Below are 20,374 nucleotides of genomic sequence, written 5' to 3' on the forward strand. Positions count from 1 at the left end.
TCAGCCCAAAACATAGAGAAAACTAACACCAACAACAAATCAAGTTCAACATCTGTAGGAGTTTCTGTTTCACCATCAGGTAATGTTAGCGGAGCAAGCATCGGTGGAAGTTCCAGCAAAGGAAAAGAAAATGAAGAAATCAGCACATATACCGAAAGCGTAATCATTGCCAACAATACCGCGATTCTAAAATCTGGTAAAGATGCCAACATTCTCGGCTCCCAGGTCAAAGGCAAAAACGTATTGGCCGCTGTTAGCGGCAACCTCAACATAGCCAGCCAGCAGGACACCGCTAACTACACAGCGAAGAATCAAAATGGTGGTATTAGCATTGGTATTGGTAAGGATAGTACCACCCAAGGTTCTGTCAGTACAGGCAAAACCAACTCTGACTACAGCAGTGTCATTGATCAGGCAGGTATTTACGCTGGACAAGGTGGCTTTGCTATTTATGTTGGAAAGAACACCGACCTGAAGGGTGCGGTCATTAGCAGCGAGGCTACGCCGGATAAGAATAAGATTAGTACGGATACATTGACGTACTCGGATATTGAGAATAAGGCAGAGTATAATTCAAATAGTATGGGAGTAAATATTGGAATCGGCAGTAACGGAAGAATCAGGTTGACACCGAATATTGGTATGCTTGCCAGCGGAGATGCGGATAGTACTACGAAATCAGCTATTTCTCCTGGAACTATTGAAGTTCGTAGCAATCCAAATACAAATATTAACGGACTCAGTCGTGATCCCAGTGGAGCACTAAATGCTTTAGGCAAGATATTCGATAAGAAGACAGTTCAAGAGCAGAAAGAATTAGCCAATGTATTTAGTGAAGTAGCATTTAATGAGTTAGGTACATTAGCGATAAAAAATGGCTGGTTAGATGGTGGACCAGAGAAAACTACAATATATACTGTACTTGGTGGTTTGGTTTCTAAACTTGCTGGTGGTAGTTTTGCTTCAGGTGCAGCAAGTGCTGGAGTTAATGAACTTCTTGCAAATGAGTTATTAAAGATTCAAGATCCTAATTTACGACAACTGGCTAGCTATATTGTTGGTAGTGCTGCTGCAAAAGTAGCTGGTGGCGATGCACAAATTGGCGGTAGTGTCTCAGTTAGTGAGACGAAAAATAACCATGATGGAGTGCATGAGGTACTCATTAATGGAACTACATTCTTTCTAGCATGTGTTACTGTCCAGATAATAAACGGACAGAAGCAATTAGTTGTGGCTGGTCAAGCCATAGCAACATGGGCTTCTGATACTGGAACATGGATAGCTAATGAGGCAAGCAGTGCATGGGATGATTTGGTTCTTTGGGCTGGTGATGGAACGCCAGGCAATAATCAGGCTCAAAATAAGCAGGCAAGGGATGCTGCGAATAAACATGGTTTAAACAAAGAGCAGAAACGAAAGCTACATGATGAAATAACAGGGCAAAATTATACTTATAAAGAAATTGAGGAAATCGCGGAAGCTATAAAAGAAGGAAACTTATGAGGTGTTCTATGAAGAGGAAAATAGAAGAAAGAATGAAGATGCTTTTGGGTCAACCATTTCTTAGTATAGGGAGAGCGGGAAATCTTCTATGGCTTTGTTTTGGTAAAAATATTGCCGTCAAGGATAGAAATGGTAATGAAAAAATTAAAAGTACCTACGCTTTAAATGTTCAATGTGCATGGAGGTTAAGAAAGGAAAGTAAAATAATAGTAGCATCCGGCGATTTTTATCTACCAAAGACAGGTATGAGTGACGATAATGTTTTCGAATGGGATAAAATTGGGGCTAATAGATTTGATGAAAAAATAGATGAATTTAAAAAGGCTCTAGAATCAAAAGTGATTGTTACGGAAGTATCTGCTGATGAAATAGGTGGGTTATACATTAATTTTGACTCAAAAGTTAAATTGGAATTATTTCCTAACGATTCTCTTGAAGATGAATTCTGGAGATTTATAGAGTTTAATGGTCAAAATAGTGAACATTTAATTGTCTTTGATAAGGAGTAGTTTTCATAAAGAGAGGTCAGCGGACGTAAAATCCGCCGACCTCTCTTTGGTGCGCCCGGCACGGGCGCAGTCTAACGGGTGAAAATTCCAAGTGCGGGTTGATAGTGCCAAGCACAGAAAGATACAAGGGGACGGTTATTAAGGCCTCAATCGGAAGTTTTGCGCGCAAAAAGGCTCAACTAACAGCTCCCAGCTGCCAGTTGAGCCACAAAACTATCTACGCGCAAAATTTTTGATTGCCTCAGAAGAATGAAGTCGCTGGCTGCCCAGCTATGGAATTTTAATCTTTTTCGACTTATTTCGACATTTTCTCATGATTATAAATGTGTACATTACAATTTTATATTATCCAGGCCGAACTGTAAATAAGCCATCGCGTGAGCGATTTCGTTCTTCCTCGACTCATATTTTTTAGATAGAACCAAACATCGCATTTAATACTAAAAGTTAAATTTTGTAAAATTACCCTTGACTAATAACAACTTATAATATAAAATGAAGTTGTTAGTTTAAATGATAAAGGAGGGGTAATTTTTGTTAAGAAGAATGTTTATGGGATTGTTACTAGGAATAATGGTGATTGCGGTAGCGGGCTGTAGTTCTTCAGCCAAAACAACTTTTCAAAAAATTGAAGAAACTAAAGAGATGACATTTGCGATGACAGGCGCATATCCGCCGTTCAACTTTATTGACGAAAACGGAGAACTGGCAGGCTTTGATATTGATATTGCCCACGCTATTGCACAGAAATTGGGCGTAAAGGCTAAGCCGATTACAACGGCATGGGATGGTATAATTAGTGGTTTGACAGGCAAACGATTTGACATGATTATCGGGAGTATGGCCATAACAGAGGAACGACAGAAAAAAATAAGTTTTACTGACCCGTACTATATAGACGGAGCCCAGTTTTTCGCGAAAGAGGGTTCGAAACTTAAGGACATTTCGGAGCTTAAAGATGGCAAAGTAGGTGTTGTTACTGGAACTACCTTTCAAACGCATCTAAGTAATATGAAAAATATCAAGGAAATTCTTCAGTTTGACAGTGATGTTGACAATATCAAGAGTGTAGAGATAGGCAGGGCGGATGGTCTTATTACAGCCAAGCTAGTCGGACTCTATAGCGCAAAACGTTACAATGTTGCAATTGAACCGATTGGTGAGCCTCTGTATAAAGAAACGATTGCGATTGCTATTCGACAAGAAGATAAGGAGTTATTAGCTGCAGTCAATAAGGCGTTGAAAGAAATCAAGGAAGATGGTACCTACGAAAAAATCAGTAACAAATGGTTTGGACGTAATATCCTGTAGTTTATGGATAAATGGGGTATTTGGTTATTCTAAGCAATAGTAATAATGATGGGTAATACAGGAGAAAGCGGGTTTGATGTAATTGATTGATTTTATGAATAATGTATCCCAATTTTTTGTAACAGTAATCCATTTTGCCCCAAAGTTTATACCCGGTGTCCTTATGACACTCAAATTATCCTGCTGGTCCATTGTTCTTGGCACAGGATTTGGATTAATTACAGCTATATTTAAGCTTTCCCATATAAAACCTTTAGAAATTATTAGCAAGCTGTATGTTACTGTTGTAAGAGGTACTCCACTTCTGTTACAACTTATATTCATATTTTATGGATTGCCACAGGTGGGACTTAAATTTAACAGTTTTACTTCTGCTGTTATAGGGCTTGCTTTTCACAACGGGGCGTATATTAGTGAAATTTTTCGGGGTGCAATTGAGTCGATTGAGCACGGGCAGCTTGAAGCGGGCCGGGCATTGGGAATGACAAAATGGGAGGTGTTAAAGAGAGTTATTTTGCCCCAGGCTTTTAAACGATCAGTACCTGCATTAGGAAACCAATTTATTATTGGTGTCAAAGACTCGTCGCTTGCCAGCGCGATAACAATTTCTGAAACGTTAATGCTATCCCGTCAATTTGTAGCCGCGACGTATAATGTTTTCCCCATATTTTTTATAGCGGGGTGTTATTACTTACTCATCACAATTGTGTTAGAAAGATTACTTAATCAGCTTGAAAAACGATTAAAGGTTTATGACTAATGGCTATGCTGAGATAGCAAGGAGGGAGAATCATTGATACAGGTTAAAAATCTGCACAAATATTTTAAGAACTATGAGGTTCTTAAGGGAATTGATATGGAAGTGAATAAGGGGGAGGTCGTTTGTATCCTTGGTTCCAGTGGCTCTGGAAAAAGCACGTTGCTTAGGTGTATTAATTTTTTAGAGAAAAAAAACGATGGTCAGATATGGATTGACGGTGAGATGATTAAGGGTACAGAAGAAGAAATAAATCGCATTAGATGTAAGGTTGGTATGGTGTTTCAACGGTTTCACTTGTTTCCCCATCTGACTGTAGTTGAAAATGTGATGGAGGGCCCCTTAACCGTAAAAAGAGCCGATAAAAGGGAAACCTACGAACAAGCATTGCGATTGATTGATAAGGTGGGCCTCCTTGATAAGGCGGAACAGTACCCCGCCCGTTTATCCGGTGGGCAGATGCAACGAGTTGCCATTGCTAGAGCGTTGGCCATGGAGCCTCAAGTAATTTTATTTGACGAACCTACTTCTGCTCTTGATCCGGAACTGGTAGGAGAGGTTTTAAAGGTAATGCGAGACATGGCAGACGAAGGCATGACTATGATTATAGTCACGCACGAAATGGGGTTTGCCCGCGAAGTGGCAGATAGAGTTATTTTTCTGCACGAGGGCGTTATTACTGAAGCCGGACAGCCACAAGAGATATTCGAAAATCCTAAAACCGAGAGATTACAGGCATTTCTAGGCCAGCTTCAGCATTGAATTTCATTTGGGACGATATGGGATAAGAATTGAGTTAAAAAAATGGATAGAAATCTTGTCTTGCTAAAAAATATCTATAACAGCGCAGTAATTACCAGATATATATAACAGTAATGTGCTAAATATTGATGAGAGGTGAATAAAATAGAGTATCATGATAAAAACGTTGCCGCTTGGCCAAATGTTAGTAAAGCAAATTGGAATGATTGGCGATGGCAGATAAAAAACCGAATTACTTCTTTGGAGGATTTGAAAGCCATAGTCAATCTAACCCCAGACGAAGAACAAGGTATAAAGAATTGCTTAAACACTTTAAAAATGGCGATTACACCCTACTACGCTTCCTTGATGGATCCCCACGACCCCGATTGTCCTATTAGAAAGCAAGCAATTCCGGTGACTTGGGAGCTGGATGAAGCTTCCTGTGATTTAGAAGACCCTCTTTATGAAGATCTGGATTCACCTACGCCTGGTCTCACTCATCGCTATCCTGACCGCGTATTATTTCTAGTTACCAATCAATGTGCAATGTATTGCCGTCATTGCACCAGAAGACGTATTGCCGGAACAACCGACCAGCCGCGTGCTCAGCATGAATTGGATGCGGCTATTGCATATATTGCAAAAACGCCGGTTATACGTGACGTGCTAATTTCAGGAGGAGATGCGTTACTGCTAAACGATGATATAATTGAATATCTGCTCCAGCAGCTTCGTAAAATTCCTCATGTGGAAATTATTCGTTTTGGAACACGTACGCCAGTTGTACTTCCGCAACGTATTACGCCGGAATTATGCAATATGCTTAGAAAGTATCATCCGGTATGGATAAATACGCATTTTAATCACCCGAAAGAGGTAACGCCGGAAGCCATTGCCGCATGTGAGAGAATTGTTGATGCAGGCATTCCTTTGGGGAATCAATCGGTGTTGTTAAAAGGCGTGAATGATTGCCACTATATAATAAAAAAATTGATGCACTTGTTAGTTAAGATGAGAGTACGCCCGTATTATTTATATCAATGCGATCTGTCAACAGGACTTGACCATTTTCGAACCTCTGTTGCAAAAGGAATTGAAATTATGGAACTATTAAGAGGACATACGTCTGGTTATGCTGTGCCAACATATGTGGTAGATGCTCCTGGCGGTGGCGGAAAGATACCGGTAGGTCCTCAATATTTGCTGTCTATGTCAGACCAGAAGGTTATACTTCGCAACTATGAAGGGATAATATGCACATATACCGAGCCACTCGACAGGAACAGTGAATGTAAAGAGTGTAAGATTTGCGAAGAATACCGGGAGAAAAAACCAAAAACAGGACTAGGTAAACTGTTTGGCGACAAAAAACTAAGTCTGATTCCCAAGGATAATAACCGCGAGAAACGCCGGAAAAATTTTAACAACATAAATCAAGGTGAAAGTTAATGACGTTATGCAACATTAAAGTAGAACCAGGCGATGCAGTTAGCATTGTTTCAAAATCACAAGGATACCATTATCATAAAAAAGACAATATGTTTTCAGTTGATATGTTTATAGATACGATTAATCATAGACTAAAAATAAAAAAATATAGCTGTTCAAATTACGATGATTTTGTCAATTATGTAGAGTATGTCGCTGATGCAAACAGTTTATCTAAAATTATTATGGTCGCTCAGGAATTCGATTGGGAAAAGTTGTTTGTGCGCGGCTTCGTACTGGAAGCGTTACATCCCACATTTTTTGCGGGATTGCCGGGTTTTCACATAGCTAAGTTTATGGAAAATAAAAGGCGAATCTCATTGCAATGGGATATAGAGGAAGACATAGTAAAACAAGTTCGCGCCGCGCGACCTAATTTGAAGTCGCTTCCTGATGAATATGAGATACGGTCGGCTGCCCTAAATGACATTCCGGCACTTACGCGGTTATTTAACATTGTTTTTGCTACCTATCCTACACCACTAAATAATGCTGATTATTTGCAGAAACTACTTGAAACCAATTCGGTTTTTAAACTGGTTGTCCATCACAAAGAAATTGTTAGTGTGGCTTCTATTGATATTGATTATAACACCAAAAGTGCAGAACTTACTGATTGTGCAACACTACGGCAGTATGAGGGGCAAGGTCTAATGTCTCACCTTGTTGTTGCTCTTGAGAAGGAAGCCAAAAAACTTCAGCTCATAACCTTATATACGATAGCGAGGGCAGAATCTGTGGGCATTAATTTGGTATTTGCTCGTAATGGATATAGCTACTACGGTCGTTTTGTTAATAATTGCAGTATCTGCGGAAAAATCGAAGATATGAATCTCTGGTCAAAGAGGGTTGAGTAGGAAAACCTAGTACAGCGAAAGGCGAAAGTTGCTGTACTAGGTTTTCCTTACATTCTCTAACAGTAATGGGTAAATGAAAATATGGGGACAAGGGCGCACATCATGGCTAGCATTAAATCACTTTTCAGTACCTGGGAGAGTTATCGTAAAGGTTGTTCCCACATCAATCTTGCTTTGAACTGTAATGTGGCCGCCTAGCATCTCGACAATAAACTTTACAATAGCCAAACCAAGGCCGGTGCCGCCAGCCGAACGGGTGCGGGCTTTGTCTACCCGGTAAAACCGGTCAAAGATCAGAGGCAGGTCTTTAGCCGGGATACCAATGCCTGAATCTTGGACAGCAATGTGTACCTGATTATTTTTAGACCAGCAGGTAAGGAGAATTTTTCCTGTTGCCGGAGTATACTTAATGCTGTTTTCGAGTAAATTGACAATAACTTGTTTGAACCAGTCGGGATGAGCCAACGCAGTAAGGGATGCTTGACTGTATTCTAGGGTAACTGTTTGGTTTTTCTGTTGCCAACGCGGAGCCATATCCTGCTTGACCGCAGTCAACACGGCGATAATATCAATTGGTTCTAACTTGATTTGTTCGCGGTATTCCTGGGCATTTAGTCGGGCTAACTGGAGTAAATCCTGGATAAGGCGATGCATACGGTCAGATTCGTTGTAGATAATGCGGACAAATTTCTCCCCTAGTTCAGGCTGCGCCAGTGCACCGTCAAGCAGGGTTTCAGCAAAGCCTTTGATGGCAGTAAGCGGCGTAGCTAGTTCATGTGAAGCGTTGGAAACAAAATCAGCCTGGCGGTCATGGATTTCCTGAAGGGTTGTTATATCATGAAAAACCGTTAATATGCCGGTAGAATCATTCTCAGTACTGATGATGGGAGCTAGGAATACCTGAAATACCCGCTTTCGGCCGTGAATATTTGTCTTTAGGTCAATAAGCTTGTTTTCTTGCAGCTGCAGAGTAGCTTGGATTGCCTGGTCAAGCAGGCTATTGCCAATAACCTGAATATTGTGCTGGCCCATCATTTGCTCGGTTATAGCGAAAGTTGTTATTGCTGTTTTATTGGCGGTTGTTACCTTGCCAAATCGGTCTAGCAGGATAACGGCATCACCCATATTTTGGAGAATGAGTTCCAGCTTATGCTTTTGGGCAATGATGTCATTGACTTTGTCTTCCAGACTGGAGGTTAGGTTGTTGAGGGCATGAGCTAAGATTTCCAGCTCATCTCCTGTCTTGATAAATACCCGTCTACTCAGTTGACCTTGCGCGATTTCATTGGCAGTATTAATGATTTTTTCGAGTGGGCGGGTGTATTTATAGGCCAAGGCTAAACTAAAGGCAATAGCTACCAGGAAGGTTAGGCAGCTGGCCACAAGGAGAGCCGATAATATCTTGTAGTAGCCTGCATCCACATGATCAAGGGGCATGGCCACCCGGACAACCCCGGTAATTTCATCATGGAAAAAAACAGGTGTGGACACATAGAGCAAGGACTTGTCCTGGGTAGTGCTTGTCCGAATGCTGTAGCCATTGTTGCCGATAAGTGCTGCAGCTATCTCAGACCGGTCCAGGTGGTTTTCCATGAGTGCTGGATTTTGCTGAGAGTCGGCAATGACAACACCGGTGGTATCAACAACTGTGACTCGCAGGTCAATACGGGAGCTGAGCTCCTTAATCTTTTCATCAATTTGCCCTTTTTGGATCGGGCCGGACATATCCCGGTAGATTAACTCTTCAATGATTTTAGCCTGGTTAAGCATGGCGGAATCGAGACTGGCAATATTATGTTGGTAAAAAAACCATAATATATAGCTGCCAAGCGCTACCAATGTAAAGAGAATGAGCGCTAAAAAGGATACAACCAGCCGGTTGCGAAGGTTGCGGGTAAGCATGTATGAAATACCTCCTTACAACATATAGTACCATCATACCGTACTTGGTGTCTGGAAACCAACTTGTTTTTCTTTAACATTCCCTTAACATTTCCTTAACACAATAACATGTAAAGTGATTTACAATGAATATATCAAATGTACAAATTTCGAGGAGGTCAATAATAACTATGAAACTTTCTAAAAAAATGCTAACCGGTGCGTTGGCTATGGTGCTGGGCGTAAGCTTACTGGCTGGCTGCGGTGGTCAAAAAGAGGCTCCTAAAGATGCAGGCACAGCGCAGGCGGAATTATCAGGTACGGTAACTGCTTCTGGTTCGACAGCGCTCTTACCGTTCTTAAAACCGGCTCAAGAAGAATTTCAGAAGAAAAATGCAAAAGTAACAGTTAATATTGCCGGCGGTGGATCGTTTACTGGTCAAAACCAAGTAGGTGCCGGTTCGGTGAATATCGGTAACTCTGATGTGCCCCTGCAAGATAACCTCAAAGATAAAGGGCTTGTAGAAACCAAGCTTGTCGGTATTCCATTTGTATTCATTACCAATTCCGATGTTTCTGTGGACAATCTGACACAACAACAATACGCTGATATTCTCACAGGCAAGGTGACTAACTGGAACGAGGTTGGCGGCAAGGATCAAAAAATTACCCTTATCCACCGGGCCAAATCTTCTGGCTCACGTGGGGCTATTGCTGAAATTGTGCTTAAAGGCGCAGCCTTTACCGATAATGCGGTTATTCAAGACTCCAACGGTGCTGTAAGAGCCGCCATTGCCAGTACGCCGGGCGCTATTGGGTATGTTGATGCCGCTTATGCCGACCAGTCTGTAAAAGCTTTGGCCTATAATGGCGTTAAGTATAGTATCAATGACGTGATCAACGGCAAATATCCGGTATTTACCTATGGGCGTATGTTTACCAAAGGTGAACCCACTGGTGCAGTAAAAGCCTTCATTGATTATGCAACAAGCAAAGAATTCCAGGAGGCTTATGCTGAGAAAAACGGGTTTGTACCTATTACCAAAATGAAGTAGTTTGTTAAAAAAGACAACTGAATAGGTTTGTAACCAAGAGCCTTGGACCTTGTGGTTCAAGGCTCTTGCAAGCTTAACACAATCTTAACATTGCATTAACAAAAATGGAGATGCTAGTGAAGTATAATTGAGAAAAGGACTATATTAGACAGGATGTGACTTTTGTGATGGCAACAACTGCTGACAACCGGGAGCATCAGCGAACGCTGCTATATGACCGGTATGTACGCTATCTATTTATTACCAGTGCTTTTCTTATGACGGTAATTATTTTATCAATCATTGTTTTCGTAGGACAGCAAGGTCTGGCCACTTTTAAAGAAATCAGTCCAATGGAATTTTTCCTATCCTCAAAATGGGATCCGACAGAAAACCAATATGGCGCTTTGAGCTTTATTACGGGTTCAGTGTATGTAACCATACTGGCGGTATTGTTTGGTGCGCCTCTGGGTCTGGCTGGAGCTGTTTTTATGGCTAAGATTGCGCCAGAGTGGCTGCGGGAGATCATGCGTCCAGCCACAGATCTATATGTTGCTATTCCTTCGGTTGTATATGGCTATGTTGGGCTGACTGTGTTAGTTCCCTTTATTCGTGAGTTTTTTCATGTCAATACTGGCTTTGGCTTATTCGCGGCCGCAATTATTCTAGCCATTATGATATTGCCGACAATTATTAGTATTTCCGAAGATGCCCTTAGGGCTGTACCCAGGACTTTAGAAGAAGCTTCGCTGGCCTTGGGCGCTACCCGCTGGCAGACCATCGCTAAGGTGCTATTGCCTTCTGCACTACCAGGAATTTTGACGGCCATCATTTTAGCTATGGCCAGAGCTATCGGGGAGACCATGGCAGTGCAAATGGTAATTGGCAATACGCCGCAAATGGCAAAATCGCTGTTTACGCCGACGTCGACTCTCCCTAGTGAAATTGTTGTCGAAATGGGTAATACACCCTTTGGCTCGGCCTGGGGGAATTCGCTATTCTTAATGGCGTTGGTTCTGCTAATTATATCGTTGGTAATGATTTTGCTTATTAGGCAGATTGCGGCAAGGAGGATGGCATAATGTTGTCAGCACAAAGTCAGAATAAAATGGCAACTGCAATTATGTGGTTGGCTGGTATGCTTATTTTACTGATATTAGTTGCTTTTCTAAGCTATATGCTGGTCAGGGGTTTACCAGTTTTGACCTGGGATTTTATTACAGGTCAGTCTAGTGACATCAATGCCGGTGGTGGTGTTGGGGCGCAGTTATTTAATTCTTTCTATATACTCGGACTGTCGATGTTATTTTCCCTTCCTGCGGCGGTGGGTGCGGGCATATATCTAGCCGAATATGCCGGTAATAACCGGCTGACAAATATGATTCGCTTAAGTACGGAAAGCCTGGCAACAGTACCTTCGATTGTGCTGGCTTTGTTCGGGATGATTATCTTTGTTAATATGTTTGGCATGGGGTTTAGTATCATTGGTGGTTCGCTTACCTTGATGCTGCTTAATCTGCCGGTGCTGGTACGGGTAACTGAAGAATCAATTCGTACTGTACCTGCGTATTATCGTGAAGCCAGCCTGGCACTGGGGGCAACCAAATGGCAGACTATCTGGCAGGTGGTACTGCCGAATGCTATGCCGGGAATCATTACCGGTATTACTCTGACAGCTGGCCGGGCGCTGGGGGAAACGGCTATTTTAATATTTACTGCCGGGACTACGGTATCACGCAGCATGCCTGATTTTAATGTTATGGCTGGCGGCGAAACACTGGCGGTGCATATGTGGTATGTTATGGCGGTTGGCCTTGTACCTGACCGGGTTGCAATTGCTGATGGTACTGGAGCATTGTTAATCATTACAATTTTGATTTTTAACCTGATGTTTACACTTCCTGGCAAATATATCCAGCGTAAAATGGCTGGCAGCGGTCAGTAACAAAAGAAGTCCTGAGCTTATAGCTCAGGACTTCTTTTATTACTATCAGTATTTTCGAGTGTTTTTAGTTTTTTTGCTTTTGCTGCTGCTTTTTTTACTTTAGCCCAAGCTGTATCCCAGCTCTCTATGGCAGCGGTTGCTCTGGCTAATTGCCAACCGGTGATCAGACCGGCATCATGGTGGGTAAGGCGGCTGGCGGAGGCTTTGACAAGCTCTTGCAACAGCTGTGGAGTAAAGGCAGTATCCTGAATTTGGCCTAACAGATCTTGTAGCTGTTCCAACCGTTTGGTGAGTAAACGGGTATTGTCAGGCAGGATAGGTGCCAGCGATTCCAGTGTATACCGTAGGCGCTTGCTGGCAATTCGCAGCTCGTGGGCAGCACTCAGGTTATTAATATCCAACTCATCGCCTTGTTTGAGAAAGCGGGCAAGCCAGTAGGTTAAGCGTTCCAGAACAAATTTTTTACAGGTTGGCTGCGGATTAGTGGCAGCTTGGTCGGGGCAATTTTCGATAAACGACCATAAACCCAATAATATAGGTGTGCATTGACCAGTGGCAATTTCGGTATAGAGGCTGGCTCTTGCTGATTGGCATTTGTCAGCAACTAAGGCTGTTAAAACAGGTTTGCTTGTTTGATGGGGAAGAATATTTGTTACAGCACAAGTTATTTCGTCCCAGATTAGACTAAATACATCAAGATCGCGAACATGGGCAAGCTTATAACTCCAGGCAGTGAGTTTGGTTTGCCAAGCGGTATATTCCTCGTGTGGCAGCAGCGGCTTGGCAAGCTGTACCAGGGCGCGTAGTCTACGAAAAGCTATGCGGAAATCGTGTACTTCTTCTATACCGTCAGGATTGGCTAAATAAGCTTGTTGCGCTCTGATTATTGCATGCAGGTGATAAATAATCATTTGACCAAGTACTTGCTGAGCTGGCTGGGACCCGCTGGATTTTTTCAAAGGAGAAGGGAGTGCGTTATCTTGTCCAAGTCCATCAGTTATGCCAGACAACATAGCTGCCCGGTATAGCTTGCTATCTTGCTCTGGTAATAGCGGAAATTCATCAGCTAAAGCCGCTCCCAGCCAAATCAAGGCTTGCGGCTGCCCGGATTTTAATTCAAGTTCAAGCTCCAACAGCTTTTGTTGTTTATCACCAGCTAAAATTTCACCATCATCTAACGCCAATTCAATCTTGCTGCCGTCTGGGGCAGTAAGATTCAGTATGTGGCGTTCAAACCGGGTGCGAAAAATTGGTTCGAGTGGCATTTCACCCACCGCCGCGGTTAGCCGGGCGCCGATATCGGTAAGCATAAAAGGCATAAGGGTGGGGAGCGGGTTGGCGACTTCCATATTATATTCAGCGCGCTGGTGAAGTCCGCCGTCACTTGTACCATCAGCTTTAACAGTGGCTGTCCACTTGCTGTCTGCTAACCGTAAACGGTAAGACAGGCGTGATTTCAGTAATCGCTGATCAGGAGTATCATAATAGGTGGTATCAAGCAGTTGTTTGTAGATTGGCTGAGTTGACAGTTCTTTTAGCAAAGAGGAATTGAGTAGGGTATTCAGGCAGGTGGGATCAGCTAGCCGCAATTTTAGTTCTGCTTCTGTGTTTGACAATGGAAAAACACCTCCTTGAGCTGTTATGTATCTATTCGCTGTATAATGCAAAAACGCCTTTTATAAGAAACCGGTTCTTTTGACATAGTGGCAAAAGAACCGGTTTTACGTACTTATTATGGTGTAAAAGCCGCTGACAGAAAAGGGGTTAAAAGAAGTGTCACGCAGATCAGTCAGCGTGATAGTGCAGTATCGGTTTGAAACAGCTCCTGCCAGAGGGTGGTGGCAATTGTTTGGGAAGCTGCTGGATGAGCAATTAAGGCAGCCATTTGACGCATATAGTCAAGCTGCGCCGGGTTTGTAAGGAGTTTATTGACAGTGGTAGCGAGAGTCTGGCTGTTATGGGCCCACTGCGCCGCCCCTTTCCGGGTCAAATAAGCGGCATTTTCTTCTTCATGACCGGGGATGGCCTGATATAAGAGTTGGGGTAGTCTCATGGAAAGAGCTTCACTGATGGTAAGGGCTCCAGGTTTAGTAATTAAGAGATCGGCGACTGACATAAGTTCGGGAACATGCCGGGTATAGCCAAATACTTTGAGCGGGTGAGCACAAGAGTACGTCTTGGCTAAAAGCTTGCGGCGCAGGGTTGCATTGCGTCCGGCTACCACCACTAAGTTAAAGGGTAATAACAAAGCATCAAGGGCTAGTACCGCTTGTTCAAGATCGCCTAATCCTAACCCTCCGCCCATGATAAGTAGTATCGGCTGATTATTGGAAAAACCTAGCTGCTGGCGAAGAATAGTTAGTTCGGCTTGCTCAGGAATATAGCTGAATTTTGGACTAACAGGTATGCCGGTGGCGTGAATGCGCGGTAGGCTAATGCCTTGGGTTGCTAATTTTTGTTTAAGTTCCGGAGTAGCGACAAAATACATATCTGTTTCGTTATAGCGCCAGAAACGGTGAATAGCAAAATCGGTAATAACACCAATAAGGGGATGAGTAATTCTGTGGGTACGTTTAAGGTAGGCCGCAGCACCACAGGGAAAGGGATGGGTACAGATAATGACATCCGGACGGTGGGTATTAATCAGTGTAAGCATACTACGCTTCATGAATATAGCCATAAGGCTTTGGACTTTACTCCCTGGCAGCGGCATTTGCGAAAAGCGGTATAAGAGGTCATACATATCAGGAAAAATATCGATAAGTTTGAGGTAAACTTCTTTTACAAGCGTATTAAGATAGGAGTTTTCACCTGCCATAAAATCAACTACTTGCACAGTGGCCGGCGCGTGGTTTTCTAAAGCTGCCTTGATGGCCAGAGCGGCTTGGGTATGTCCATCACCGACAGATGCTGAGACTAATAAAATTTTTGCTGGTTTATTTGTAGACGACAAAGTGATCACCTCGTCATTAACCTCAATATAAGGGTATAGTCGTTTAATCCAAGGAAAATAATACTTTTTATCTGGATAAAAAAACGCGCGCGTTCATTGCGAAATGGGCTTGCAATATCGGCGCGACGCGTTGCGTCTTAATTTATTTGACTGTGAAACTAAATAACACCGCTTTGGGATTATAATCTTAAACAAAGTGGTTGCTGCTGGCTTTTAACTTTGCGGACAAATAGGTCAATACTATTATCCATGTATCATTGTACGCTTTAAAGTTATCAAGGTCAAGATCTATAACCTTAAAAGGTTTCGAAATGCATGCAACAGGCATCCAATTGCCATAATAATAAAAGTATGTAAAGAAAATGTTTAGTGAGGTGGCTTTAGGATGATTAGAAAGAGTATTGGTTATTTTGTATTACTAGTATTTTTGTGCATGGCGCTCATTGGTTGTAATAATCAACCACAGAAAAAACCCGAAACGCCTCAGGCCCCATTGGGTCAGAAGCAGGCACTCCAGCAAAATGAACCCGAGATTACTGTGTTTATGCATGAAACAGGCGAAAAGAAAACCATGAAGATGGAAGAATATCTTGCCGGAGTAGTGGCCGGAGAGATGAAAACCGAGTGGCCGGTAGAAGCCTTGGCGGCGCAAGCCATTATTGCCCGTACTTTTACAGTGGAGGCCATAGAAACCAAAGGCGGTGTTCCTGAGCGTGGCACCCAGGCGTCCACAGATATCAAGGAATTCCAAGCGTATAATGCCAAGGCTGTTAATGACAATGTCAAAAAGGCTGTGGAAATGACGCGGGGCATGATTATAACTTACCAGGGTAAACCCATAAAAGGTTGGTTCCACGCATCGGCAGGCGGCATTACTGCAACAGCAAAAGAAGGGCTTAACTACCGGGATGCTGAGCCGGCATATATCCAGTCAGTGCAGTCGCCGGACGATCTGGCACCTGAAGATGTAAAAAATTGGACAGTTGCCTTTCCTAAAGAAGAGGTCATAAGTGCGATGGCCAAAATAGGAAAAAAAGTAAATGATATCAGCAGCGTAGAAATTGCACAAAAAGGCCCGTCAGGGCGGGCCACAGTGCTTATGGTTAACAAAGAAGTCGAGGTAGCTGGACCAGAACTGAGAGTGGCATTAGATAGTACTAAGTTAAAGTCAATGCTGCTCGACAAGATCGAAGTCGGTGAAGAAAATGTGACTTTTGCCGGTAAGGGCTATGGTCATGGTGTTGGCATGTCCCAGTGGGGGGCAAACCGAATGGCTAAAGATGGTAAGAAACCTGAAGAAATTGTTACTTACTATTTCAAAGACGTAAAAGTTGAGAAACGGTGGAACTAAGTCCAAGCAGACAAAACCCAAGAAAGATTTGTTTGAAAAAACTATCTGTCCAATTTCCCGCAGCTTCGCTCGACCAAGCCAGAGGCGAACTAAAGTGTTTGCAACGCGTAGTGAAGGTCAGCGCCCGTTTAGGTGAGCGAATGTCGCAAATTGTGGCAGACCTCAGGCAGGTTGCAGCACCAGCAGGGCAGCCGTTCATCTTTACAACCGATTTGAGCGAAAATAAAAAGCTGTTAGAGGTAGTATTCCGTGATTGTGAAGATGTTAAGATGCGCTCCTTCAGCTTATATGGCAACCCAGCACTACTCATCTACTTGGATGGTTTGACAGATACGGACATGATTGGCGAAAGCATCATGAAGACCTTTACTTCCGAGTCGTCAACGCAGTCTAACAGCAATAGGGAGACAATTGCCAGTCTTGCTTCTCTGGTCAATGAAAAGTTAAGTATTGCTAACGTTACGATAGTAAGCAAGGCGACAGCAGCTATTGAATCGGTTATGACCGGCAGAGCATTGTTGTTTATTGACGGTATGGCAGAATCCTTGGTAGTAGGAGCGGTGAAGCATGTAAAGCGTAGTGTTGAGGCCGGAGCTGAAGATGTACTCAGAGGACCGCATGATACCTTTAATGAAACATTATCGGATAACCTTGTCCTCATCAGACGGCGGGCCAGAGATCCGAATGTAAAAGTAAAGATTATGCAGCTGGGGGAACGTACCAAAACCGCGGTGGCAATTGTTTATGCGGCAAATCTGGTTAAGCCTGGTTTAGTGGAGGAAGTACAGCGGCGCCTTGAGAGTATTAAAATTGACAAGGTTTTAGCGTCTTACAATATTGAAGAACATATTGTAGATAACAAATGGACGCCCTTTCCGCAGCTTCAAATGACAGAGCGTCCCGACAAAACGGTTTCAGCAATCTATGAAGGTCGAGTTGCCATTATAGTCGATAACACGCCTGCTACCATGCTTGTACCTTGTACTTACGCTTTGATTATGCAAAGTCCGGAAGATTATACTATGCCGCCGCTCGTAGCCACGCTTTTACGTATTACCCGGCATGTGTCGGCGTTCATTGCCATTTATCTTCCAGGTATTTATGTTGCGGTAGTATCTTTTCATCCGGGGCTGATGCCAACCGCTATGGCAATATCAGTTGCCGAGTTGCGATCCCGTACGCCATTTCCCTCCTTTTTGGAGGCGCTGGCCATGGAAATAATACTTGAACTTTTTCAGGAGGCTATTGCTAGGATGCCGCAGAAACTTGCTGGCGCAGCCAGCGTAGTTGGCGGGTTTATTATTGGTAATACCATTGTTCAGGCCGGCCTTATCAATCCATTACTGGTAGTAGTCATTGCAACTACGGCGATTGCATCTTATACTATGCCGTCTTGGGGGTTCAGTATGGCACTCAGAACTTTCCGGGTGCCGATACTTATTCTGGCATCAATGTTAGGTTTATACGGAGTAATGATTGGCTTGCTGGTGATTACGATCCATCTTTGTGCTCTCCAAAATTTTGGCGAATCCTATCTTGGGGGCATAATGAACATTACCTTGTTAGAGGATTGGGCAGATCAGCTTATCCGTATGCCGGGGAATTCTCTTGGAGCACGGCCCAAAGAACTCGGAGCGCAGGAAAGGGACAGACGGGGGGAAAGTAGTGGATAGCCTTCAAAAACGTAACGAAATGTCGCCCTGGCAGCTTGGCATTATTTTGTTAATGACCGGTATTGGATCTGATATGATACTTTCGACGAATAAACTGATTCCGTCAGCAGGGCAACTGGCTTGGCTTGTGCCGTTTGTCGCCGGGGGGGTATATTTTGGCGCAGCATACTTAATGATAAAGCTAGGGGAATTATTTCCTGGCGAGAGTTTTACCAGCTACTTTCAGCGCATATGGGGACGGCGGATGACGATACTGCTAGTATGGTTTTTGGTAACTATCATGTTGGTTCGGGCAATTGCCTTTCTGCAAATATTTTCCAAGGAAATTATCTTTTTTATGTTCGACAGGACGCCGCCGGAGGTTATTATCTTGACTTTACTGGGTGTTGCGGCCTACTGTGCTATACAGGATTTGGGGACAGTGCTGCGTGTGCAGCAAACCCTGTTTTTTACGGCGCTGCCAATGTTAATTGGTATAATGCTGCTCGGCTTTATCAACTTTGAATTTATCAACATATATCCTTTTTGGCCGATTAACATAGTCGGATTGGTCAAGGGCTCCTTAGAGAGTTGGTTTTTTTACTTTGGGTATGAGTCTATTCTTTGGCTATTGCCGTGGGTTTACAGAGGAAAGAGCCAAATTACCACGGCGGTGGGGACTGCGTTTGCGCTAAAGGGCTTGCTAATGGCTGTTGCTATCCTTATGGTTATTGGCACCCAATCGTTGGAGGGGATCAAGGCAACTCCCTATCCGACAGCGGTTACCATAAGGGGTATTGAACTGCCGGGTACTTTTATCGAGCGGGTTGATAATTATCTATATTTGGCGTGGATACCACTGGCATTATGTAGCATTACTTTACCCATGTTCGTTGTGGCCAATGTTGTTGCCGAAACCTATGGGTATAATGATCATCAGCCATTTGTGCTGCTATTTATACCGGTACTGTTTATTGGTGCAATGAGTTTGCACGATTTATCAACGTACATTGTGTTTGTTGACTATGTACACTGGCCTGGATTAGTGTTTTCCTTTGTGGTTATTCCGGTAACCTATCTTGTCGCCAGGTGGAAAATACGCAGGATAAAGGTGAGAACTACATGAGATGCCAGGCAGTACTGGTATGTATTTTGCTTTTATGCTGTGTAGTGACGGCAGGTTGTTGGGATCGGCGGGAATTGCAGGAGCGCGGTTTTGTTTTGGCGGTCGCCATTGATTTGGCAGAAGAGGGCAAGCAGGGTGGCACCGAACTGGAAAGTTTTACTGATCGTCCGGGGATACCTAAACCGCTTCGGATTAGCTTGCAAATGCTAAAACTGACGCCGGCTGGAGGGGAGTCAGGACCTAAGAATGAGGGTAAGACTTTTGTGATATCGAATACTGGACGGGCCGTGCATGCAATGATTAGAGACATGTTGGGACAAACCAGTAAAGGACCGTATTTTGAGCATATTCAAGCCATCCTGATTAGTGAAGCAGTGGTAAAGTCCTATAATCTGCGACAAATCATTGATTTTTGGCGCAGAGACGCTGAAATGCGTTGGCGCTCAAGGCTATTTATTGTTCCGGGCGAGGCCAGGGAGGTGCTGGAGTTCATTCCGCCGACTGGAGAAGCAGGTGGAATCTACCTCGGTAATATATCTAGAAACAATACGAGAGATCCCCATATTGGCTCAGCAAAGACAGACCTTGGTTTTACTTCGATGACGCTTGACAGTAAGGGGGATGTGATGCTTCCCCGGCTGGAATATAAGGATAAGCAGGTTAAGGTTAACGGCTTGGCCATATTTCGCAATGACAGGTTTATCGGGTATTGGGACGAGTATACCATTAAGGGGATACGCCTTGTTCGGGGAAATCTAAAATCAGGGACTTTTATTTTTGCCTGCCCGAAGCACCCGGGGCATATAGTTTTGTTTGAGTTATTTCGGCACAACACTATCATGACGCCGCATGTTGATGGCGATAAAATCTACTTTACGCTCAATATAGCCTTTCGGGGAAATATTAGTGAAGTAACCTGCCAGGAGTATCATAATACGATGGATAGTGAGTTTCTAGAAGAAGCCGAAGCAATATTTGCCGAAGAAATTAAAAGAAATATATCACATTCTTTCAATCTATCTAAACAGGAGGGAATTGATACCATGTACTTAAAAAAATATCTAAAGGCCTATGAACCCAAAACCTGGGCTCAAATCGAAGATCGGTGGGATGAAATATATCCTGACATTTCGCTGTATGTTGATGTCAGAGTATCGATATTAAACGTAGGTGAACATAAGTAAACTCGTTTCAGCATAGCTGAAACATTGGGGATTCAGGTGGAGAGTCTACTCCACCTGAATTAACGCCGCCTATAGAGCG

Annotated in this window: 17 protein-coding genes; 14 read left to right on the forward strand and 3 right to left on the reverse strand. The window is 43.3% G+C overall.

Going from position 1 to position 20,374, the window contains the following annotated elements; genetic code table 11:
* Nucleotides 1-12 precede the first annotated feature (12 nt).
* The 7 genes from AC1ECB_RS25880 to ablB all read left to right on the forward strand — a co-directional run bounded on the left by AC1ECB_RS25880 (nt 13) and on the right by ablB (nt 7,169).
* A complete protein-coding gene (locus tag AC1ECB_RS25880) occupies nt 13-1,503 on the forward strand; it encodes a hemagglutinin repeat-containing protein (RefSeq protein ID WP_485669408.1) in 1,491 nt (496 codons plus the stop codon).
* A gap of 8 nt (nt 1,504-1,511) precedes the next feature.
* Nucleotides 1,512-2,012 (forward strand): hypothetical protein, encoded by a 501-nt coding sequence (locus AC1ECB_RS25885; protein ID WP_485665601.1) that lies wholly within the window; start codon nt 1,512-1,514, stop codon nt 2,010-2,012.
* A gap of 534 nt (nt 2,013-2,546) precedes the next feature.
* Nucleotides 2,547-3,323, forward strand: coding sequence for an ABC transporter substrate-binding protein (locus tag AC1ECB_RS25890; protein ID WP_485666483.1), 777 nt, complete (start codon nt 2,547-2,549; stop codon nt 3,321-3,323).
* An 82-nt stretch (nt 3,324-3,405) separates the two neighbouring features.
* Nucleotides 3,406-4,083: an amino acid ABC transporter permease gene (locus tag AC1ECB_RS25895; protein WP_485666484.1), complete on the forward strand. Its 678-nt coding sequence runs from the start codon at nt 3,406-3,408 to the stop codon at nt 4,081-4,083.
* Nucleotides 4,084-4,116: 33 nt separating this feature from the next.
* Nucleotides 4,117-4,842: an amino acid ABC transporter ATP-binding protein gene (locus AC1ECB_RS25900; protein WP_485666485.1), complete on the forward strand. Its 726-nt coding sequence runs from the start codon at nt 4,117-4,119 to the stop codon at nt 4,840-4,842.
* Between the two features lie 135 nt (nt 4,843-4,977).
* A complete protein-coding gene (kamA, locus tag AC1ECB_RS25905; protein WP_485666486.1) occupies nt 4,978-6,273 on the forward strand; it encodes a lysine 2,3-aminomutase in 1,296 nt (431 codons plus the stop codon).
* The gene (gene ablB, locus AC1ECB_RS25910) at nt 6,273-7,169 is read left to right on the forward strand and encodes a putative beta-lysine N-acetyltransferase (protein ID WP_485666487.1); all 897 of its coding nucleotides are present in this window, start codon (nt 6,273-6,275) and stop codon (nt 7,167-7,169) included. The genes kamA and ablB overlap by 1 nt, the downstream gene beginning before the upstream one ends.
* 117 nt (nt 7,170-7,286) lie before the next feature.
* On the opposite strand, the gene AC1ECB_RS25915 is transcribed toward ablB, so the two are convergent.
* Nucleotides 7,287-9,071: a sensor histidine kinase gene (locus AC1ECB_RS25915; RefSeq protein ID WP_485666488.1), complete on the reverse strand. Its 1,785-nt coding sequence runs from the start codon at nt 9,069-9,071 to the stop codon at nt 7,287-7,289.
* Between the two features lie 170 nt (nt 9,072-9,241).
* Here AC1ECB_RS25915 and AC1ECB_RS25920 point away from each other — a divergent pair, with 170 nt between their 5' ends.
* The 3 genes from AC1ECB_RS25920 (at nt 9,242) to pstA (ending at nt 12,029) form a co-directional block, all read left to right on the forward strand.
* Entirely contained in the window at nt 9,242-10,105 is an 864-nt protein-coding gene (locus AC1ECB_RS25920) for a phosphate ABC transporter substrate-binding protein (RefSeq protein ID WP_485666489.1), read from the forward strand.
* Between the two features lie 167 nt (nt 10,106-10,272).
* Nucleotides 10,273-11,166, forward strand: coding sequence for a phosphate ABC transporter permease subunit PstC (gene pstC / locus AC1ECB_RS25925; RefSeq protein WP_485669409.1), 894 nt, complete (start codon nt 10,273-10,275; stop codon nt 11,164-11,166).
* Nucleotides 11,166-12,029 (forward strand): phosphate ABC transporter permease PstA, encoded by an 864-nt coding sequence (pstA, locus tag AC1ECB_RS25930; RefSeq protein WP_485666490.1) that lies wholly within the window; start codon nt 11,166-11,168, stop codon nt 12,027-12,029. Before pstC ends, pstA begins: the two co-directional genes overlap by 1 nt.
* A 17-nt stretch (nt 12,030-12,046) precedes the next feature.
* On the opposite strand, the gene AC1ECB_RS25935 is transcribed toward pstA, so the two are convergent.
* Both AC1ECB_RS25935 and AC1ECB_RS25940 read right to left on the reverse strand, forming a co-directional pair.
* Nucleotides 12,047-13,645, reverse strand: a complete 1,599-nt coding sequence (locus AC1ECB_RS25935) for a CYTH and CHAD domain-containing protein (RefSeq protein WP_485666491.1) — start codon at nt 13,643-13,645, stop codon at nt 12,047-12,049.
* A gap of 173 nt (nt 13,646-13,818) precedes the next feature.
* Entirely contained in the window at nt 13,819-14,982 is a 1,164-nt protein-coding gene (locus AC1ECB_RS25940) for an MGDG synthase family glycosyltransferase (protein WP_485666492.1), read from the reverse strand.
* Between the two features lie 385 nt (nt 14,983-15,367).
* On the opposite strand from AC1ECB_RS25940, the gene AC1ECB_RS25945 reads away from it, so the two are divergent.
* From AC1ECB_RS25945 to AC1ECB_RS25960, 4 genes are read left to right on the forward strand one after another with little or no spacing between them, the layout of a single operon-like run.
* On the forward strand, nt 15,368-16,333 hold the full coding sequence (locus AC1ECB_RS25945) for a SpoIID/LytB domain-containing protein (RefSeq protein WP_485666493.1): 966 nt from the start codon (nt 15,368-15,370) through the stop codon (nt 16,331-16,333).
* 32 nt (nt 16,334-16,365) lie between these two features.
* Nucleotides 16,366-18,006, forward strand: a complete 1,641-nt coding sequence (locus AC1ECB_RS25950; RefSeq protein ID WP_485666494.1) for a spore germination protein — start codon at nt 16,366-16,368, stop codon at nt 18,004-18,006.
* On the forward strand, nt 17,999-19,111 hold the full coding sequence (locus AC1ECB_RS25955) for a GerAB/ArcD/ProY family transporter (protein WP_485666495.1): 1,113 nt from the start codon (nt 17,999-18,001) through the stop codon (nt 19,109-19,111). Before AC1ECB_RS25950 ends, AC1ECB_RS25955 begins: the two co-directional genes overlap by 8 nt.
* Nucleotides 19,108-20,295, forward strand: coding sequence for a Ger(x)C family spore germination protein (locus AC1ECB_RS25960; RefSeq protein ID WP_485666496.1), 1,188 nt, complete (start codon nt 19,108-19,110; stop codon nt 20,293-20,295). Before AC1ECB_RS25955 ends, AC1ECB_RS25960 begins: the two co-directional genes overlap by 4 nt.
* Nucleotides 20,296-20,374: the final 79 nt, after the last annotated feature.

The organism is Sporomusa sp. 246TCP1, from assembly GCF_057319775.1.